General features: G+C 58.5%; 17 protein-coding genes and 3 pseudogenes. 14 read left to right on the forward strand and 6 right to left on the reverse strand.

Features of this window, described 5'->3' with window-relative positions:
* Positions 1-2 precede the first annotated feature (2 nt).
* The 6 genes and pseudogenes from ACIPZH_RS13120 to ACIPZH_RS13145 all read left to right on the forward strand — a co-directional run bounded on the left by ACIPZH_RS13120 (position 3) and on the right by ACIPZH_RS13145 (position 7,178).
* Complete coding sequence (locus ACIPZH_RS13120; protein ID WP_400636398.1) at positions 3-272, forward strand: PAAR domain-containing protein; 270 nt, start codon at positions 3-5, stop codon at positions 270-272.
* A 39-nt stretch (positions 273-311) separates the two neighbouring features.
* A pseudogene (locus ACIPZH_RS13125) lies at positions 312-1,929 on the forward strand (DUF2875 family protein).
* Positions 1,930-1,931: 2 nt separating this feature from the next.
* Entirely contained in the window at positions 1,932-2,201 is a 270-nt protein-coding gene (locus ACIPZH_RS13130) for a PAAR domain-containing protein (protein WP_400636398.1), read from the forward strand.
* Between the two features lie 39 nt (positions 2,202-2,240).
* Positions 2,241-3,864 (forward strand): annotated as a pseudogene (locus tag ACIPZH_RS13135) (DUF2875 family protein).
* 97 nt (positions 3,865-3,961) lie between these two features.
* Positions 3,962-5,521: a DUF2875 family protein gene (locus ACIPZH_RS13140; protein WP_400636399.1), complete on the forward strand. Its 1,560-nt coding sequence runs from the start codon at positions 3,962-3,964 to the stop codon at positions 5,519-5,521.
* Between the two features lie 97 nt (positions 5,522-5,618).
* Complete coding sequence (locus ACIPZH_RS13145; RefSeq protein ID WP_400636400.1) at positions 5,619-7,178, forward strand: DUF2875 family protein; 1,560 nt, start codon at positions 5,619-5,621, stop codon at positions 7,176-7,178.
* 205 nt (positions 7,179-7,383) lie between these two features.
* Here ACIPZH_RS13145 and ACIPZH_RS13150 read toward each other — a convergent pair whose 3' ends face one another.
* The 4 genes and pseudogenes from ACIPZH_RS13150 to ACIPZH_RS13165 form a co-directional block, all read right to left on the reverse strand.
* The gene (locus tag ACIPZH_RS13150) at positions 7,384-7,635 is read right to left on the reverse strand and encodes a helix-hairpin-helix domain-containing protein (protein ID WP_400636401.1); all 252 of its coding nucleotides are present in this window, start codon (positions 7,633-7,635) and stop codon (positions 7,384-7,386) included.
* 118 nt (positions 7,636-7,753) lie between these two features.
* Positions 7,754-7,858, reverse strand: a pseudogene (locus ACIPZH_RS13155) (IS30 family transposase); the annotation flags it as partial.
* Positions 7,859-7,863: 5 nt separating this feature from the next.
* On the reverse strand, positions 7,864-8,541 hold the full coding sequence (locus tag ACIPZH_RS13160; RefSeq protein ID WP_400636402.1) for an FMN-dependent NADH-azoreductase: 678 nt from the start codon (positions 8,539-8,541) through the stop codon (positions 7,864-7,866).
* 30 nt (positions 8,542-8,571) lie between these two features.
* The gene (locus ACIPZH_RS13165) at positions 8,572-9,054 is read right to left on the reverse strand and encodes a GNAT family N-acetyltransferase (protein ID WP_241803511.1); all 483 of its coding nucleotides are present in this window, start codon (positions 9,052-9,054) and stop codon (positions 8,572-8,574) included.
* A gap of 90 nt (positions 9,055-9,144) precedes the next feature.
* Between ACIPZH_RS13165 and ACIPZH_RS13170 the strand changes: the two genes are divergently transcribed.
* On the forward strand, positions 9,145-10,581 hold the full coding sequence (locus ACIPZH_RS13170) for a PLP-dependent aminotransferase family protein (protein ID WP_400636403.1): 1,437 nt from the start codon (positions 9,145-9,147) through the stop codon (positions 10,579-10,581).
* Here ACIPZH_RS13170 and ACIPZH_RS13175 read toward each other — a convergent pair.
* Positions 10,574-11,053, reverse strand: a complete 480-nt coding sequence (locus tag ACIPZH_RS13175) for a carboxymuconolactone decarboxylase family protein (protein WP_241803509.1) — start codon at positions 11,051-11,053, stop codon at positions 10,574-10,576. The two genes, ACIPZH_RS13170 and ACIPZH_RS13175, sit on opposite strands and share 8 nt — an antisense overlap.
* Positions 11,054-11,215: 162 nt before the next feature.
* On the opposite strand from ACIPZH_RS13175, the gene ACIPZH_RS13180 reads away from it, so the two are divergent.
* Positions 11,216-11,416, forward strand: coding sequence for a hypothetical protein (locus ACIPZH_RS13180; protein WP_267816099.1), 201 nt, complete (start codon positions 11,216-11,218; stop codon positions 11,414-11,416).
* Positions 11,417-11,446: 30 nt separating this feature from the next.
* Here ACIPZH_RS13180 and ACIPZH_RS13185 read toward each other — a convergent pair whose 3' ends face one another.
* On the reverse strand, positions 11,447-11,794 hold the full coding sequence (locus ACIPZH_RS13185; RefSeq protein WP_267816097.1) for a hypothetical protein: 348 nt from the start codon (positions 11,792-11,794) through the stop codon (positions 11,447-11,449).
* A 369-nt stretch (positions 11,795-12,163) separates the two neighbouring features.
* Between ACIPZH_RS13185 and ACIPZH_RS13190 the strand changes: the two genes are divergently transcribed.
* The 6 genes from ACIPZH_RS13190 (at position 12,164) to ACIPZH_RS13215 (ending at position 15,890) form a co-directional block, all read left to right on the forward strand.
* Positions 12,164-13,147 (forward strand): DUF1852 domain-containing protein, encoded by a 984-nt coding sequence (locus ACIPZH_RS13190; RefSeq protein WP_400636404.1) that lies wholly within the window; start codon positions 12,164-12,166, stop codon positions 13,145-13,147.
* A 27-nt stretch (positions 13,148-13,174) separates the two neighbouring features.
* Positions 13,175-14,209, forward strand: coding sequence for a methionine synthase (locus ACIPZH_RS13195; RefSeq protein WP_400636405.1), 1,035 nt, complete (start codon positions 13,175-13,177; stop codon positions 14,207-14,209).
* A gap of 110 nt (positions 14,210-14,319) precedes the next feature.
* A complete protein-coding gene (locus ACIPZH_RS13200; RefSeq protein ID WP_400636406.1) occupies positions 14,320-14,826 on the forward strand; it encodes a flavin reductase family protein in 507 nt (168 codons plus the stop codon).
* Between the two features lie 115 nt (positions 14,827-14,941).
* Positions 14,942-15,271, forward strand: coding sequence for a hypothetical protein (locus ACIPZH_RS13205; RefSeq protein WP_241803503.1), 330 nt, complete (start codon positions 14,942-14,944; stop codon positions 15,269-15,271).
* Between the two features lie 85 nt (positions 15,272-15,356).
* The gene (locus ACIPZH_RS13210) at positions 15,357-15,602 is read left to right on the forward strand and encodes a hypothetical protein (RefSeq protein WP_241803502.1); all 246 of its coding nucleotides are present in this window, start codon (positions 15,357-15,359) and stop codon (positions 15,600-15,602) included.
* Between the two features lie 60 nt (positions 15,603-15,662).
* Positions 15,663-15,890, forward strand: a complete 228-nt coding sequence (locus tag ACIPZH_RS13215) for a hypothetical protein (protein WP_400636407.1) — start codon at positions 15,663-15,665, stop codon at positions 15,888-15,890.
* Positions 15,891-15,916 lie beyond the last annotated feature (26 nt).

Raw genomic sequence — 15,916 nt, forward strand, 5'->3', positions numbered from 1 at the left:
GCATGAACCATCCCATCTGCCTGGGCGACCCCACCAGCAGCGGGGGCAGCGTGCTGTCATGCCAACTGGCTGGCACCCACACCGTCAACGGCAAAACGCCAGCGGTGCTGGGCGACAAGGCCAGTTGCCCGCTTCACAAAGGGGTTTTTGCCTTTGTCGAAGGGCATCCAAGCCGACGCATGAATGGTAAGCCGGTGGTGCTGCAAGGCCATCGGCTGGCATGCGGGTGCCACGGCGTGGCCAGCCATGCGCTGACTGTGAGCGTCGAGTAGTCACGAGTCAGACCGCCCGACTTCAAACCTCATCAGCGGATCGCCGGAGTGCAGCTTGTGCTCTGGCTCTGTTGGATTGTCCAAAAAAGCACAGGAGTGCGACATGGTACTTCGCAACATGAAACCCGTCATGGCCTGGGGCATTGCCGCTATTGTCGGCCCGCTGCTGGTGATCTTTGACACTCACTGGTGGGGCAATGTCCTGGCAAGTGAGAAGGTAGAGCTCGCCAATTATCGAAAACAGATAGAGGCCAAAAACGCCGAACAGCAGGCCACACAAGCGCGGACCTACGCCCTGGAAATTCGGGGAGTGGGACTTGGAATTTACACAGACGGCCAGTCCGAGATCTGGCAGTTTATCCAGAAAAAGAACGACAATTTCGCTTCGATCTACCCGCAGGACGCGAAAGATTACGATCCGTCATTAGACACTAGGCGAATCTCAGCAGACATCAAAGTCCGTATCGCGTTCAAAAACTCGGCAGGTGAGGCAGTAGCGTACTGGCCAATCCCGGTGTTTGCGCTTGGGCCGCCCGACCCCTACGCAAAAGGGTACAGAGCGGCTGGCCTGATCAATGAAGGGCGTAATGCGGCGACCTTGGGCGTTACACAGTTTCTGTGGCAAGACGATGAAAACACTACCCATGCGCAAGGCATGATCGAACGACTGTTCACGTTTTTCGACGATAACCCCAAGGTGCCACAGGCCTTGATCGCGAGCCAGGATGGTGATGTTGCGCGGGACCCTTATCGCAAACCGGGCACACCGGGATTGCAAAATGGCCACGTGGTACCGACGATCTACGAAAACGCGACTGGCCTGCTGGTCACGCGCTCGGACCGAGTGAATCGCTACATTCGCCCGTTCGTCACCCGTGACGCCGAGGACAATCAGGACAAAAAAACTGACTTTGGCAAGTTGTGGGCGTTTTACTGGAACCGGGACAGGGCATTTACAGACTGGTATGAAGCCGCCGAGCTCGCCAAAGGCACCGAAGTCTCGGAGGACCCGAGCACCATGTCCAGCGCCTACTGGCAATCGCAACTACCCGACTTGTGGAAAACCATCGATAACCGTGTCCCAGGCCATTTCGAACCGTCCCCCTGGCTGCCCGTGCGTTGGGCCGAGCACCAACTGAAAGAGTTCGACGCAGCGCCAGTGCTGGGCTATCTGCACCGTCCGATCAAGGTTTCCATGCAGGACGAGCACGGCAAGCGCCTCAAACCCGCGTTGCAGGCCAAGGCCTTGCAAGCAGGTTGGCTCAAGGCCCTCGACACGCTGCCCGCTGGGCAAAAACCGGTGCGCGTGTTCTACGACACCACTAACAACGCTGAAGCAGAAATCGCCCTGACCAACGCCTTGCACAGCCTCAATACCGACGGCCATGGCCTGGACGTGGGCAATGTCGACGAGGGCTATGACATCGGTCGACGCCTGGGCAATACCGGCGTCAGCAGCGCGCTGGTGGAAATCAACCTGGCCACCATCGCCAGCTACCACGACGGCGGTGCCAGTGCCGTGGTGTACGCCGGCAGCGACGGCAGCCTCACCGTGCAGATGATCAGCCCGCCCGATGAGGCACGCAAGGCGAAAAACCAGCAGAACCGTGGCGCTGACCCCTTCAAGTATGGCCTGCCAAGTTTCGGACGATCCTAGGCATGAACCATCCCATCTGCCTGGGCGACCCCACCAGCAGCGGGGGCAGCGTGCTGTCATGCCAACTGGCTGGCACCCACACCGTCAACGGCAAAACGCCAGCGGTGCTGGGCGACAAGGCCAGTTGCCCGCTTCACAAAGGGGTTTTTGCCTTTGTCGAAGGGCATCCAAGCCGGCGCATGAATGGTAAGCCGGTGGTGCTGCAAGGCCATCGGCTGGCATGCGGGTGCCACGGCGTGGCCAGCCATGCGCTGACTGTGAGCGTCGAGTAGTCACGAGTCAGACCGCCCGACTTCAACCCTCATCAGCGGATCGCCGGAGTGCAGCTTGTGCTCTGGCTCTGTTGGATTGTCCAAAAAAGCACAGGAGTGCGACATGGTACTTCGCAACATGAAACCCGTCATGGCTTGGGGTATTGCCGCTATTGTCGGCCCGCTGCTGGTGATCTTTGGCACTCACTGGTGGGGCAATGCCCTGGCCAGTGATAAGGCAGCGCTTGCCAATTATCGAAACCAGATAGAGGGCAAAAACGCCGCACACCAGGCCACACAAGCGCGGACCTACGCCCTGGAAATTCGGGGAGTGGGACTTGGAATTTACACAGACGGCCAGTCCAAAATCTGGCAGTTCATCAAAAAGAAGAACGACAACTACGCTTCGATTTACTCGCAGGACGCGAAGGACTACAACCCGTCATTAACGTCCAGGGAAAACTCCGCGGACATCAAAGTCCGTATCGCATTCAAAAACTCGGCAGGTGAGGCAGTTGCATACTGGCCAATCCCGGTGTTTGCGCTGGGGCCGCCCGCCCCCTACGACAGCGCATCTAGCGCAGCGAGCCTGATCAATTCAGGCCGGAATGCTGCGACCTTGGGCGTTACCCAGTTCCTGTGGCAAGACAACGAAAGCACGACGCATGCTCAAGGCATGATCGAGCGACTGTTCACGTTTTTTGACGATAACCCCAAGGTGCCACAAGCCTTGATCGCAAGCGAAGACGGTGACGTGACGCGAAATCTCTATCGCAAACCCGGCACACCGGGATTGCAAAATGGCCACGTGGTTCCGACGATCTACGAAAGCATGACTGGCCTGCTGGTCACACGCTCGGACCGAGTGGATCGCTACATTCGCCCATTTGTCACCCATGACGCAGAGGACAATCAGAATAAAGGCTCTGACCTAGGCAAGCTGTGGGCGTTTTACTGGGACCGGGACAGGGCGTTTATAGACTGGTATGAAGCAGCCGAGCACGCTAAAGGTGTTAAATCCTCGCTAGCCCCGGGAACCATGTCCAGCGCCTACTGGCAATCGCAACTACCTGACTTGTGGAAAACCATCGACAACCGTGGCCCAGGCCATTTCGAACCGTCCCCCTGGCTGCCCGTGCGTTGGGCCGAACACCAACTGAAAGAGTTCGACGCAGCGCCAGTGCTGGGCTACCTGCACCGTCCGATCAAGGTTTCCATGCAGGACGAGCACGGCAAGCGCCTCAAACCCGCGTTGCAGGCCAAGGCCTTGCAAGCAGGTTGGCTCAAGGCCCTCGACACGCTGCCCGCTGGGCAAAAACCGGTGCGCGTGTTCTACGACACCACTAACGGCGCTGAAGCAGAAATTGCCCTGACCAACGCCTTGCACAGCCTCAATACCGACGGCCAAGGCCTGGACGTGGGCAATGTCGACGAGGGCTATGACATCGGTCGACGCCTGGGCAATACCGGCGTCAGCAGCGCGCTGGTGGAAATCAACCTGGCCACCATCGCCAGCTACCACGACGGCGGTGCCAGTGCCGTGGTGTACGCCGGCAGCGACGGCAGCCTCACCGTGCAGATGATCAGCCCGCCCGATGAGGCACGCAAGGCGAAAAACCAGCAGAACCGTGGCGCTGACCCCTTCAAGCATGGCCTCCCAAGTGTCGGGCGACCCAAGGCATGAAGCGTCCCATCTGCCTGGGTGACTCATCAGCGGATCCCCGGAGTGCAGCTTGTGCTCTGGCTCTGTTGGATTGTCCAAAAAAGCACAGGAGTGCGACATGGTACTTCGCAACATGAAACCCGTCATGGCTTGGGGCATTGCCGCTATCGTCGGCCCGCTGCTGGTGATCTTTGGCACTCACTGGTGGGGCAGTGCCCTGGCAAGTGAGAAGGCAGAGCTTGCCAATTATCGAAACCAGATAGAGGCCAGAAACGCTGAACAACTGGCCACGCAAGCGCGGACCTACGCCCTGGAAATTCGCGGAGTGGGACTTGGAATTTACACAGACGGCCAGTCCAAAATCTGGCAGTTCATAAAAAAGAAAAACGACAATTTTTCTTCGATCTACTCGCAGGACGCGAAAGACTACAACCCGTCACTAACCTCCAGGAGAAACTCTGCAAACATCAAAGTGCGTATCGCATTCAAGAATTCAGCCGGTGAATCAGTGGCATACTGGCCAATCCCGGTGTTTGCGCTTGGGCCGCCCGACCCCTACGCAAAAGGGTACAGAGCGGCCGGCCTGATCAATGAAGGGCGTAATGCGGCGACCTTGGGCGTTACACAATTTCTGTGGCAAGACGATGAAAACACTACCCATGCGCAAGGCATGATCGAACGACTGTTCACGTTTTTCGACGATAACCCCAAGGTGCCACAGGCCTTGATCGCGAGCCAGGATGGTGATGTTGCGCGGGACCCTTATCGCAAACCGGGCACACAGGGATTGCAAAATGGCCACGTGGTACCGACGATCTACGAAAACGCGACTGGCCTGCTGGTCACCCGCTCGGACCGAGTGAATCGCTACATTCGCCCCTTCGTCACCCGTGACGCCGAGGACAATCAGGACAAAAAAACTGACTTTGGCAAGTTGTGGGCGTTTTACTGGAACCGGGACAGGGCATTTACAGACTGGTATGAAGCCGCCGAGCTCGCCAAAGGCACCGAAGTCTCGGAGGACCCGAGCACCTTGTCCAGCGCCTACTGGCAATCGCAACTACCTAACTTGTGGAAAACCATCGACAACCGTGGCCCAGGCCATTTCGAACCGTCCCCCTGGCTGCCCGTGCGTTGGGCCGAGCACCAACTGAAAGAGTTCGACGCAGCGCCAGTGCTGGGCTACCTGCACCGTCCGATCAAGGTTTCCATGCACGACGAGCACGGCAAGCGCCTCAAACCCGCGTTGCAGGCCAAGGCTTTGCAAGCTGGCTGGCTCAAGGCACTCGACACGCTGCCCGCTGGGCAAAAACCGGTGCGCGTGTTCTACGACACCACTAACAACGCTGAAGCAGAAATCGCCCTGACCAACGCCTTGCACAGCCTCAATACCGATGGCCATGGCCTGGACGTGGGCAATGTCGACGAGGGCTATGACATCGGTCGACGCCTGGGCAATACCGGCGTAAGCAGCGCGTTGGTAGAAATCAACCTGGCCACCATCGCCAGCTACCACGACGGCGGTGCCAGTGCCGTGGTGTACGCCGGCAGCGACGGCAGCCTCACCGTGCAGATGATCAGCCCGCCAGATGAGGCCCGCAAAGCGAAGAACCAGCAGAACCGTGGCGCTGACCCCTTCAAGCATGGCCTCCCAAGTGTCGGGCGACCCAAGGCATGAAGCGTCCCATCTGCCTGGGTGACTCATCAGCGGATCCCCGGAGCGCAGCTTGTGCTCTGGCTCTGTTGGATTGTCCAAAAAAGCACAGGAGTGCGACATGGTACTTCGCAACATGAAACCCGTCATGGCTTGGGGCATTGCCGCTATTGTCGGCCCGCTGCTGGTGATCTTTGGCACTCACTGGTGGGGCAATGCCCTGGCCAGTGAGAAGGCAGAGCTTGCCAATTACCGAAAACAGATAGAGGTCAAAAACGCCGAACAGCAGGCCACGCAAGCGCGGACCTACGCCCTGGAAATTCGGGGAGTGGGACTTGGAATTTACACAGACGGCCAGTCCAAAATCTGGCAGTTCATAAAAAAGAAAAACGACAATTTTTCTTCGATTTACTCGCGGGACGCGAAAGACTACAACCCGTCACTAACCTCCAGGAGAAACTCTGCAAACATCAAAGTGCGTATCGCATTCAAAAAGTCGGCAGGTGAGGCAGTAGCGTATTGGCCAATCCCGGTGTTTGCGCTGGGGCCGCCTGCCCCCTACGACAGCTCCTATAGCGCCGCGGGCCTGATCAATTCAGGCCGTAATGCTGCAACCTTGGGCGTTACCCAGTTTCTGTGGCAAGACGATGAAAGCACTACCCATGCGCAAGGCATGATCGAGCGACTGTTTACGTTTTTTGAGGATAACCCGAAGGTGCCACAGGCTTTGATCGCGAGCCGAGACGGTGACGTGACACGAAACGGTTACCGCAAACCCGGCACACCGGGATTGCAGAATGGCCATGTGGTTCCGACGATCTACGAAAACGCGACTGGCCTGCTGGTCACGCGTTCAGAGCGAGTGGATCGCTACATTCGCCCCTTCGTCAGCCATGACGCCGAGGACAATCAGGACAAAGAAACTGACTTCGGGAAATTGTGGGCGTTTTATTGGGACCGGAGCAGGGCATTCATGGACTGGTATGAAGCCGCTGAGCATGCCAAAGGCGTTAAAATCTTGCTAGGCCCGACCACCATATCCAGCGCCTACTGGCAATCGCAACTACCTGACTTGTGGAAAACCATCGACAACCGTGGCCCAGGCCATTTCGAACCGTCCCCCTGGCTGCCCGTGCGTTGGGCCGAGCACCAACTGAAAGAGTTCGACGCAGCGCCAGTGCTGGGCTACCTGCACCGTCCGATCAAGGTTTCCATGCAGGACGAGCACGGCAAGCGCCTCAAACCCGCGTTGCAGGCCAAGGCCTTGCAGGCAGGTTGGCTCAAGGCCCTCGACACGCTGCCCGATGGGCAAAAACCGGTGCGCGTGTTCTACGACACCACTAACAACGCTGAAGCAGAAATTGCCCTGACCAACGCCTTGCACAGCCTCAATACCGACGGCCAAGGCCTGGACGTGGGCAATGTCGATGAGGGCTATGACATCGGTCGACGCCTGGGCAATACCGGCGTAAGCAGCGCGTTGGTAGAAATCAACCTGGCCACCATCGCCAGCTACCACGACGGCGGTGCCAGCGCCGTGGTGTACGCAGGCAGCGACGGCAGCCTCACCGTGCAGATGATCAGCCCGCCAGATGAGGCACGCAAAGCCAAAAACCAGCAGAACCGTGGCGCTGACCCCTTCAAGTACGGCCTGCCAAGTGTCGGACGACCCAAGGCATGAACCGTCCCATCCTCATCCGCGGATCGAAAGCATGACTGGCCAACTGGTCACGCGCTCGGACCGAGTGGATCGCTACATTAGCCCATTTGTCACCCATGTCGCATTCACGATTGCCATGGCCAGTTACACGCCCTGCACCGCGACATCAGCGCCATGGCTACGCCTTCATCATCCCCACGCTGAAACGCCCAAACGCGTGGCCAAGTCAGGATGAGCTATTCGTTAACGCGCCTTTCGCAAGCTCGACGGCGGCGGTCACCGCTGCTTTTGCTTGAGGACTATTTTTCCAGCATGTCGACCCTATGGCAGCGGATGCCCGGGCCAAGATGTCGGTAACGCTGGCCCTGCTCAGCTCGAACATTGATTCGATACCCAACTGCTCAAGTCTGCTGATGACAGTGGGGCCTACGCCCTTAAGGGCTAATAGTGCAGCACGTTCCTTCGGTGAAAACGGCATCCATGCAATCCTTTTATGCGATGTTGACCGCCCGAATATTGCCTTATGCTGAATGGCGCCGCTACAAGCGCTACAAGTGCGTGCAGGCAGAACATCACGGCTGAGCCAACACCGCCCAAGGATCGATGCGAGTCTCTGCCGCAGGCCAGCGAACATGGACGCTGACCAGGCCAGGAATTTGCCCATGGCCATCTACACCGCCAGTGCGGGCGCGCCGACCGGTTGGTCTTAACGCGGACTACAGACTTGATCCACTCTTTGCCGACTCTTACTGAAGAACGCCCGCACTTCACCGTACGCTGTTTCTCTTCCAGTATTCAGTGACTCCACCCCCTTGGCCGTACCTTCAACGGTAAAGTAGTCCACGTGATTCAGCCCAATGGTGGCGAGGACGGCGGACAGGTAGGGGCGCAGAAAATCGGGTTGCCGGGCATTAGGGCCGCTGATGGCGCCACCGCTGGCTATGGCGACGTAAACCGGCCGATCCGCCAGCGTGCCCACCTTGCCTTTGGCGGTGCCGAGAAACGTTTTGCCCACGCGCACCACTTGGTCGATCCACGTCTTGAGCGAGGCGGGCACGCTGTAGTTGTGCATCGGCGTGGCAATCAGCAGTACGTCGCAGGCCAGCAGTTGGTCGATCAATTCGTCGGAACGGGTCAACGTACCTTCCTGGCCGCTTGCTACGGCCACGCCCTGATTGGCTAACGCCTGGGCATATGGCGCATCGACTGGGGCCAAGGTGTTGAGGTCAAGATTGGTCAACTGGATGCCCCTTCTGCCGGACTGGTTGGCCAGGGCGAACAGGATCTGCTGGGACAGTTTCAAACTTTCAGAAGCGTCTGCATTGGGGCTGGCGCTCAGGCGAAGAATACGCACAGGAGCAAGTGGCTGCTGGGACGGTGTCATGCTGGTTGCCTCCTTGGAAGCGTAGGGGGGTTATGGCGTAACGAACTGTTTTTGAAAGCGCAGAGCACCGGTCAACAGGCCTTCGCGGAAGTAGAACCGTTGTGCGCGGGCGTTAGCCAAACCCGTGTCGAGTACCAGGCGTGCACAACCGCTGGCACGGGCCAGTCGTTCCAAGCCCTGCAATAAGCGCGAACCCCAATGACCACCGCGCTGAGCCTCGGCGGTTACCAGGTCATCGACATACAGGAATGCGCCGTAGACCAGGTTTTCCTGGAGGCGGTAACCCGCCAGCGCCACGAGAACGCCTGAGTCGTAGGCGCCAATCAGGCGATAGCCTTCAACGCGCATACGCTCGATGCGGCTGATGAAGTCGGCTTCGCTGGTCAGGTGTGGGCGCAATTGCTGCATGACCGGGAATGCGCTGCGCAGGTCTTGGGTGCTGTCCAAGGGACGCAGGGCGGTGTCGTTCAGATCAAGCACGCTGGGCACGAAGTTGTGCGAAGTGAATGTCATGGGGGTTAGCCTCATCAGTAGCTGATGGCGCTATAGTGAACGTGCAATGACCCACTTGCCTGAGCCAAGAAACGGGATATGAACTAGGCCATGATGACTCCCCCCACGCCGCCTTTTGCGCCCTTGCAAGAGCAGTCCGGTTTACCTCTGTATCGTCAACTCTACGACCGCGTGCTGGCTGCCGTTGCCGCCGGCACGTTGTCTCCTGGTGACCGCTTGCCGTCGGCGCGCGCCATGGCCAAGGACCTGGGGGTGGCCCGTGGTACCGTCGAACTGGCCTATTCGCTGCTGGCCAGCGAGGGTTACCTTCTGGCGCTCGGGCAGAAAGGCACCGTGGTCAACCCCGGACTGCAGAAGCCTGTATTGACGGCCACCGCGTTACCGGTCAGCAGCCCAGTGATCGAAGACTGTGCTGATTCGCTCTGGCGTCCGCCGCAACTGTTGCCGTTCCAGATGGGGGTGCCGGCGCTGGATGCATTTCCGCGCAAGATATGGGCGCGCCTCGGTGCTCGGTATCTGCGCGGGATGCGCCTGGGGGACCTGGACTATCCGGCCCCCCACGGCCTGGCGGCGTTGCGCAGCGCCATCGCCTCGTATCTGCAGGTGTCCCGAGGTATCGATTGCGGTGCTCATCAGGTGTTCATCACCAGCGGTTGGCGCAATAGCCTGTCGTTGGTCGCGCATACCTTGTTGCAGCCAGGCGAGCGCGCCTGGGTGGAAGACCCGGGCTATCCCACTACGCGCCAGGTGCTTCGCCAGTTCGGCTTGGCGCTCGAAGCGGTGCCGGTCGATGCCGATGGAATGAATGTGGAGCAGGCCATCGCCGCTTCTCGGCCGGCTCAGGTGGCCATGGTGACACCGGGGCATCAGAGCCCGCTGTCCATGGCGCTGTCGCTGCCGCGCCGACAGTTGCTACTGGATTGGGCTGCCCGCACCGGTGCCTGGATCGTCGAGGACGATTACGATGGCGAGTATCGCTACGTCAGTCGTCCACTTCCTGCGCTGGCCAGCCTGGATCGCCATGGGCGCGTGCTGTATGCCGGCACCTTCAGCAAAGTGCTGTTCCCTGGCATTCGGCTGGCTTACCTGGTGGTGCCGCAGGCTCAAGTGGCAGCGTTCGAGCGCGTGGGCCGAGCCTTGTTCGCGGCCGGATCACCGTCCATTACCCAGGCCATGGTGGCGGAGTTCGCTGCCGAGGGGCACTTCGCTCGGCATATTCAACGCATGCGCCGACTGTACAACGAGCGACGGGCAGTGACCATCGAAGCGCTGGAGCGAACATTGCCCAGGGGTATGCAGGTGGAGCGCTCGCCAGGCGGCATGCACCTGGTACTGCGTTTGCCGGAGGAGGTGAGCGACACAGCCCTGGCCGAGCAGCTGCTGGCCAAGGGCATGTCGGTACAAGCGTTGTCGCGCTGGGCTGCCTCATCGCAGCGCCAATCAGGCCTGCTGCTGAGTTTTACCAACTGTGCCACGGCTGCTCCGGGCGAGCAGCTTGGCACTTTGATCAGCCAGCTCCTCAGTTGAGGTTGGCCTTGTTCAGGCCGAACAGCTCATCGGACGAGCCCGGGACCGCCTGGAAAGCCACATTGAGGCGATTCCAGCCATTGATGGCAACAATCAGGAACGTCAAGTCCGACAGCTCCTGCTCGGAAAACTGCTCGCGCACACGTGCATACAGGCTGTTGGAAACACCATGAGGCGGCAGCTGGGTCAGGGCTTCAGTCCACTCCAGCGCCGCTCGCTCCACTGGCGAGAACAGCTGCGACTCACGCCAGACGGCGACATGGTGAAGACGCAGCTCGCGCTCGCCATGGATCTTGGCCTCTTTCACATGCATATCCACGCAGAACGCGCAGCCGTTGAGCTGCGAAGCCCGTAGCATGATCAGGTGGGCAAGCTCGGCCAGTGGCGGCTTCTTGCTCAGCTGCAGGGTGAGCTCGACCAATTTGTTGGACGCTTGGGGAGACAGCTTGAAGTAGTCAAGGCGGTTGTTCATGGGGAGTTACTCGCAGTGGGTTGGTGTTCGTTGGCGCCCACTGTAGCTACGCTTGGACTAGCCCCACAGGGCCAAGAGAGTGATTTCGAACTAGGCCATGTCTGTATCGATGCGCGCGTCGGGTTATCCTGAGCCCATCAGTGAACACGAAAGGAGGCATGCATGCTGTGGTTCGGAACCGACAAGGCCAGGTTCAAGGTTCAGCGCCGCATCGCGGGCGCCGTGTTATTCATCGCAGTCTTTTTCCTGGCCACGCAGATCGAGGCATGGTGTTCAGGTAAAGCCTCTTTTGGCGATGTGTTTGACGGCATCGTCTTGACGGCGCTTGGGGGAGGGATGTTCTACCTGGCAGGCAGATGGTGACCCTCGCTGGCAGGCTACCCTGCAGCCGCGTCAGGGCTTGTATTCAATGGTGTACGACGCATCGGTTTGCGGGTCGATGATGACCGGCAGGCCGAACAGCTTGCCTTTACACTCACTGACGACGCAGCGGTAAATGGACCCCTGCTTGAGCTGAGCCCACAAGCCTTCGTCATGTATCACGATACACAGGACGCGGGCTTCTGGATCCTCTCTGACCTGAGCGACGTGGTGGTCCAGGTCGCAACCGAAATCAGGGGTGGTGAACTCTGGATCGTAGCCAATCAACACGCCATGCCTTTTCAGATCTTCCCTGATACGCTCAATCACGTCGTCTGCTTCTTGTTTTAGCATGATCGTCATCTCACGGTGCGTGGACATACCAAAACTCTAGCTCACCCTGCCTGTGTTCGCCGGCTTCCGGTACTGCCCACACGATTTTCTTTGACCACCCAAACACCCAGCCGATTGCGAGTACTGCTGGCGTCAGGGCGGCAGGGCGGGGCGTGGGGTGGAGATCAGCAATCGCGAGTGTCCAAGGCCTCATAGCTCAGCTGAGTGAAGGATATTCATCTGATCCTGGCCTGATCATGAGCAGCGCTAACGATCCTTTGAAATCAATTCATTAGCCACCGCTCAACCTCGCTCTATAAACTGCCCCTCAATTAGCGCCAGTGACCCACTAATTAGCTGATCAGAAAAGCTATACGGTGCACTGAACGGATTACGAGATCAGGACGTCAGGCCAACATGAGCAATGAATTTGCATTTGCCCTCAAAAGCATTCGCTTCGATGAGCATTATCAGCCATCGGACAATACGCGCACAACGACCAATTTCGCCAACTTGGCGAGAGGGGCGAGTCGTCAAGAGAATTTGCGCAATACGCTGAAGATGATCGACAATCGCTTCAATGCCTTGGCGCATTGGGACAACCCCAATGCTGATCGTTATACGCTCGAGCTTGAAATCATTTCCGTTGAAATGAATATCGGTGCTGTACGCAGCACGCCTGCCTTGCCATTGATCGAGATCTTGAAAACGACGGTCGTTGACCGTCACACCAATGAGCGTATCGCCGGTATGGTGGGGAATAACTTCTCCTCGTACGTCAGGGATTATGACTTCAGCGTGCTGTTGTTGAGCCACAACAAGGGCCAGGCGCAATTCAGCACCCCCGACAAGTTTGGCGACCTCCACGGCAAGCTGTTCAAGTCCTTCGTCAGCTCGGACACGTATAAGGCGCATTTCAGCAAGCCGCCGGTCATCTGCCTGAGCGTCTCCAGCGCCAGGACCTACCAGCGCACAGAGAATCAGCACCCCGTGCTCGGCGTCGAGTACCGGCAGGACGAGTATTCCCTGACCGATGAGTATTTCAGCAAGATGGGCCTGAAGGTTCGCTACTTCATGCCGCCGAACAGTGTTGCACCGCTGGCCTTCTATTTTGCCGGTGATTTGCTGGGTGACTACACCAATCTGGAATTGATCAGCACCATCAGCACGATGGACACGTTCCAGAAAATTTACCGGCCTGAAATCTACAACGCGAACTCCGCAGCCGGGAAGTCTTATCAGCCCAGCTTGCAACACCAGGATTATTCGCTGACGCGTATTGTTTATGATCGTGAAGAACGCGGCCGGCTCGCTATCGAGCAAGGGAAGTTTGCCGAAGAGCACTTCATCAAACCCTATTACGCCATTCTTGAGCAGTGGTCTGCCAGTGACGCCGCTTGAATCGTCTAACGTACAAGGTCTTTTATTGTGAAAAAATTGCTCCCCACTTCAACGGCTGGCAGCTTGCCTAAACCGTCCTGGCTCGCAGAGCCTGAAAAACTTTGGTCCCCGTGGAAGTTGGAAGGTGATCAACTGATCGAAGGCAAGCAGGACGCGCTGCGCTTGTCTTTGCAAGAACAGCAACATGCCGGTATCGACATCGTCAGCGATGGCGAGCAAACACGTCAGCATTTCGTCACGACCTTTATCGAGCATCTCGATGGCGTGGATTTCGAACAACGTGAAACCGTCAGGATTCGCGATCGCTACGATGCCAGCGTGCCAACGGTGGTGGGCGCCGTTGCGCGGCGCAAGCCGGTCTTCGTCGAGGACGCCAAGTTCCTGCGTCAGCAAACCTCGCAACCGATCAAATGGGCGCTACCAGGCCCCATGACCATGATCGACACGCTGTACGACGCGCATTACAAGAGCCGCGAAAAGCTGGCTTGGGAATTCGCCAAGATCCTCAATCAGGAAGCGCGCGAACTGGAAGCCGCCGGTGTCGACATCATCCAGTTCGACGAGCCCGCCTTCAACGTCTTCTTCGACGAGGTGAACGAGTGGGGCGTCGCCACCCTGGAGCGCGCCATCGAAGGCCTCAAGTGCGAAACCGCCGTGCACATCTGCTACGGCTATGGAATCAAGGCCAATACCGACTGGAAAAAGACCTTGGGCTCGGAATGGCGTCAATACGAAGAGGCCTTCCCCAAGCTGCAGAAGTCCAGCATCGATATCGTCTCGTTGGAGTGCCACAACTCCCACGTGCCCATGGAATTGATCGAGCTGATCCGTGGCAAGAAAGTGATGGTCGGCGCCATCGATGTGGCAAACCACGCCATCGAAACCCCGGAAGAGGTGGCAAACACGCTGCGCAAGGCCCTGCAGTTCGTAGATGCCGACAAGCTCTACCCCTGCACCAACTGCGGTATGGCGCCGCTGCCGCGTGAGGTGGCAAGAGGCAAGCTCAATGCGCTGAGCGCGGGCGCGGAAATCGTCCGTCAAGGGCTCCTGAACAAACGCTGAGCCCAAGTCGAAGGTGCTCAGCGAAGGCTCAGGTAAGGTTCAGCCCGAATGCTCGGGCTGACTAGGCTTTTGCTGCACCTTCGAGCGGTAATCAATACCCAGGACCTACTATGTCATTCCCTAATGCTATCGAGCCGACGAGCTTGCGCGAAGCGCTTGGGCACTACGCCTCCGGCCTCACGGTGATCACCACCCACATGGGTGACGAGCCGATTGGCTTCACGTGCCAGTCGTTTTACAGCGTGTCGATGAACCCGCCGCTGGTGTCATTCAGCGTAATGTCCAACTCGGCCAGCTATCCGAAGATTCGCCAGGCAGGTCGCTTCGCGGTCAACATTCTGTCCGGTGATCAGGTCGGGATCTCCAACCAGTTCGCGCGGCGAGGGACGGATAAGTGGCACGGGGTCGAGTGGCAGCAATCGCCTTTGGGCAACCCGATCATTGCTGGCAGTCTGTATTGGCTCGATTGCGAAATTCACGCAGAGCACGAAGCCGGCGACCATCTGATCGTGATCGGTGAAGTGAAGGCGCTCAACCTGCACAAAGCCGGTGATGCGCAGCCATTGCTGTATTTCAAGGGACAATACTGCAACCTCGCCGAACCCATCGCGGTTTGAGCACGCCGCTTGCAAATGTAAAAAAATGTAACCTTGTCGTTCCTGCCTGGATTCCCCGGTGCAGCTGTGTATGCTGTCTTCCCGGTCAGGAATATGAAAGGTGAAGGTCCGCTCCATGCGCAATCGCGGCAAGATTTATTGGGACTGGGCCAGTCCAGAATTACATGTGCGCAACTATGACGAGCGGCTCTCCTGCGGCACCTTGATCAATATCCAGGCACGGCTTTCAAGGGATAACGTCACGCAGCTGTTCCTGGGCATCTATGGGAAAAAAGGCGTGCTCCTGCTCGAGGAGAGCTTTACCGATTGCCCTGGACAGAAGCTGTCCGCAGCCATGGCCTGGGCGCTGGACAGGGCTCGCGACTGGGTTGCCCGCACGTTTCCAGCTCCACAGCCACCCGCCCCAGAGCCGCTGCCGCGAAAAGGCTCGCGACTTTCCAGGTAACCCCACTGGAAAACGGAACGCACGCGTGAACGCACCAGTCGTATTTGCAGTAGAGGTGCAATCAGGGCGCCCGTTGGAGAATCAGATGAACCTTCAGTCCACCAATCATGACCTTTATGTGCATTCTTACCTGGGCTACCAGGCATCCATTTACGTTCTGTGGGAATCGTGCACTGAATCACCCACCGGCATGCTGGTAGAGGTCGGCCGACCAGGCAGTGTTTCAAGAACGCTGCGAGTGAGTCGGGCATTTTCGTCCTCCACGGAGGCCATCCTCGAAGGCAAGGTGATGGCTGAGCAGTATGTCCAGAGCCAGGCAGGCAGAGCCTGATGCCTGCCACTCGATCGAGCGCATGCATGGCCGGCAAGGGCCCGGCACCTGGAAGGTCGAATGGACATTGCTGACCAATACCAACTGATAGCCGACGCCTCCGGCCTCACCATTGGCCAAGTGGGTAGCTACCTGGCCCACGTGGCTGTTCAGGCAGACGGTGCCTGGCTCGTCTGTTTCGCACATGAAGTGGCGCGTGACCCCGATGTCGCCAGCAAGCTTCCTGCTTCAAGGACTGTGCTGATCCTGAAGCAGCAGGTGGACGCTTACGAGCGTGCCAGAGGCTGAGGGGCCTGGCGGGCAGCTTCGACGGC

Source organism: Pseudomonas sp. NPDC089758, assembly GCF_044748705.1.
In the GTDB taxonomy this organism is placed as follows: Bacteria; Pseudomonadota; Gammaproteobacteria; order Pseudomonadales; family Pseudomonadaceae; genus Aquipseudomonas; species Aquipseudomonas putida_X.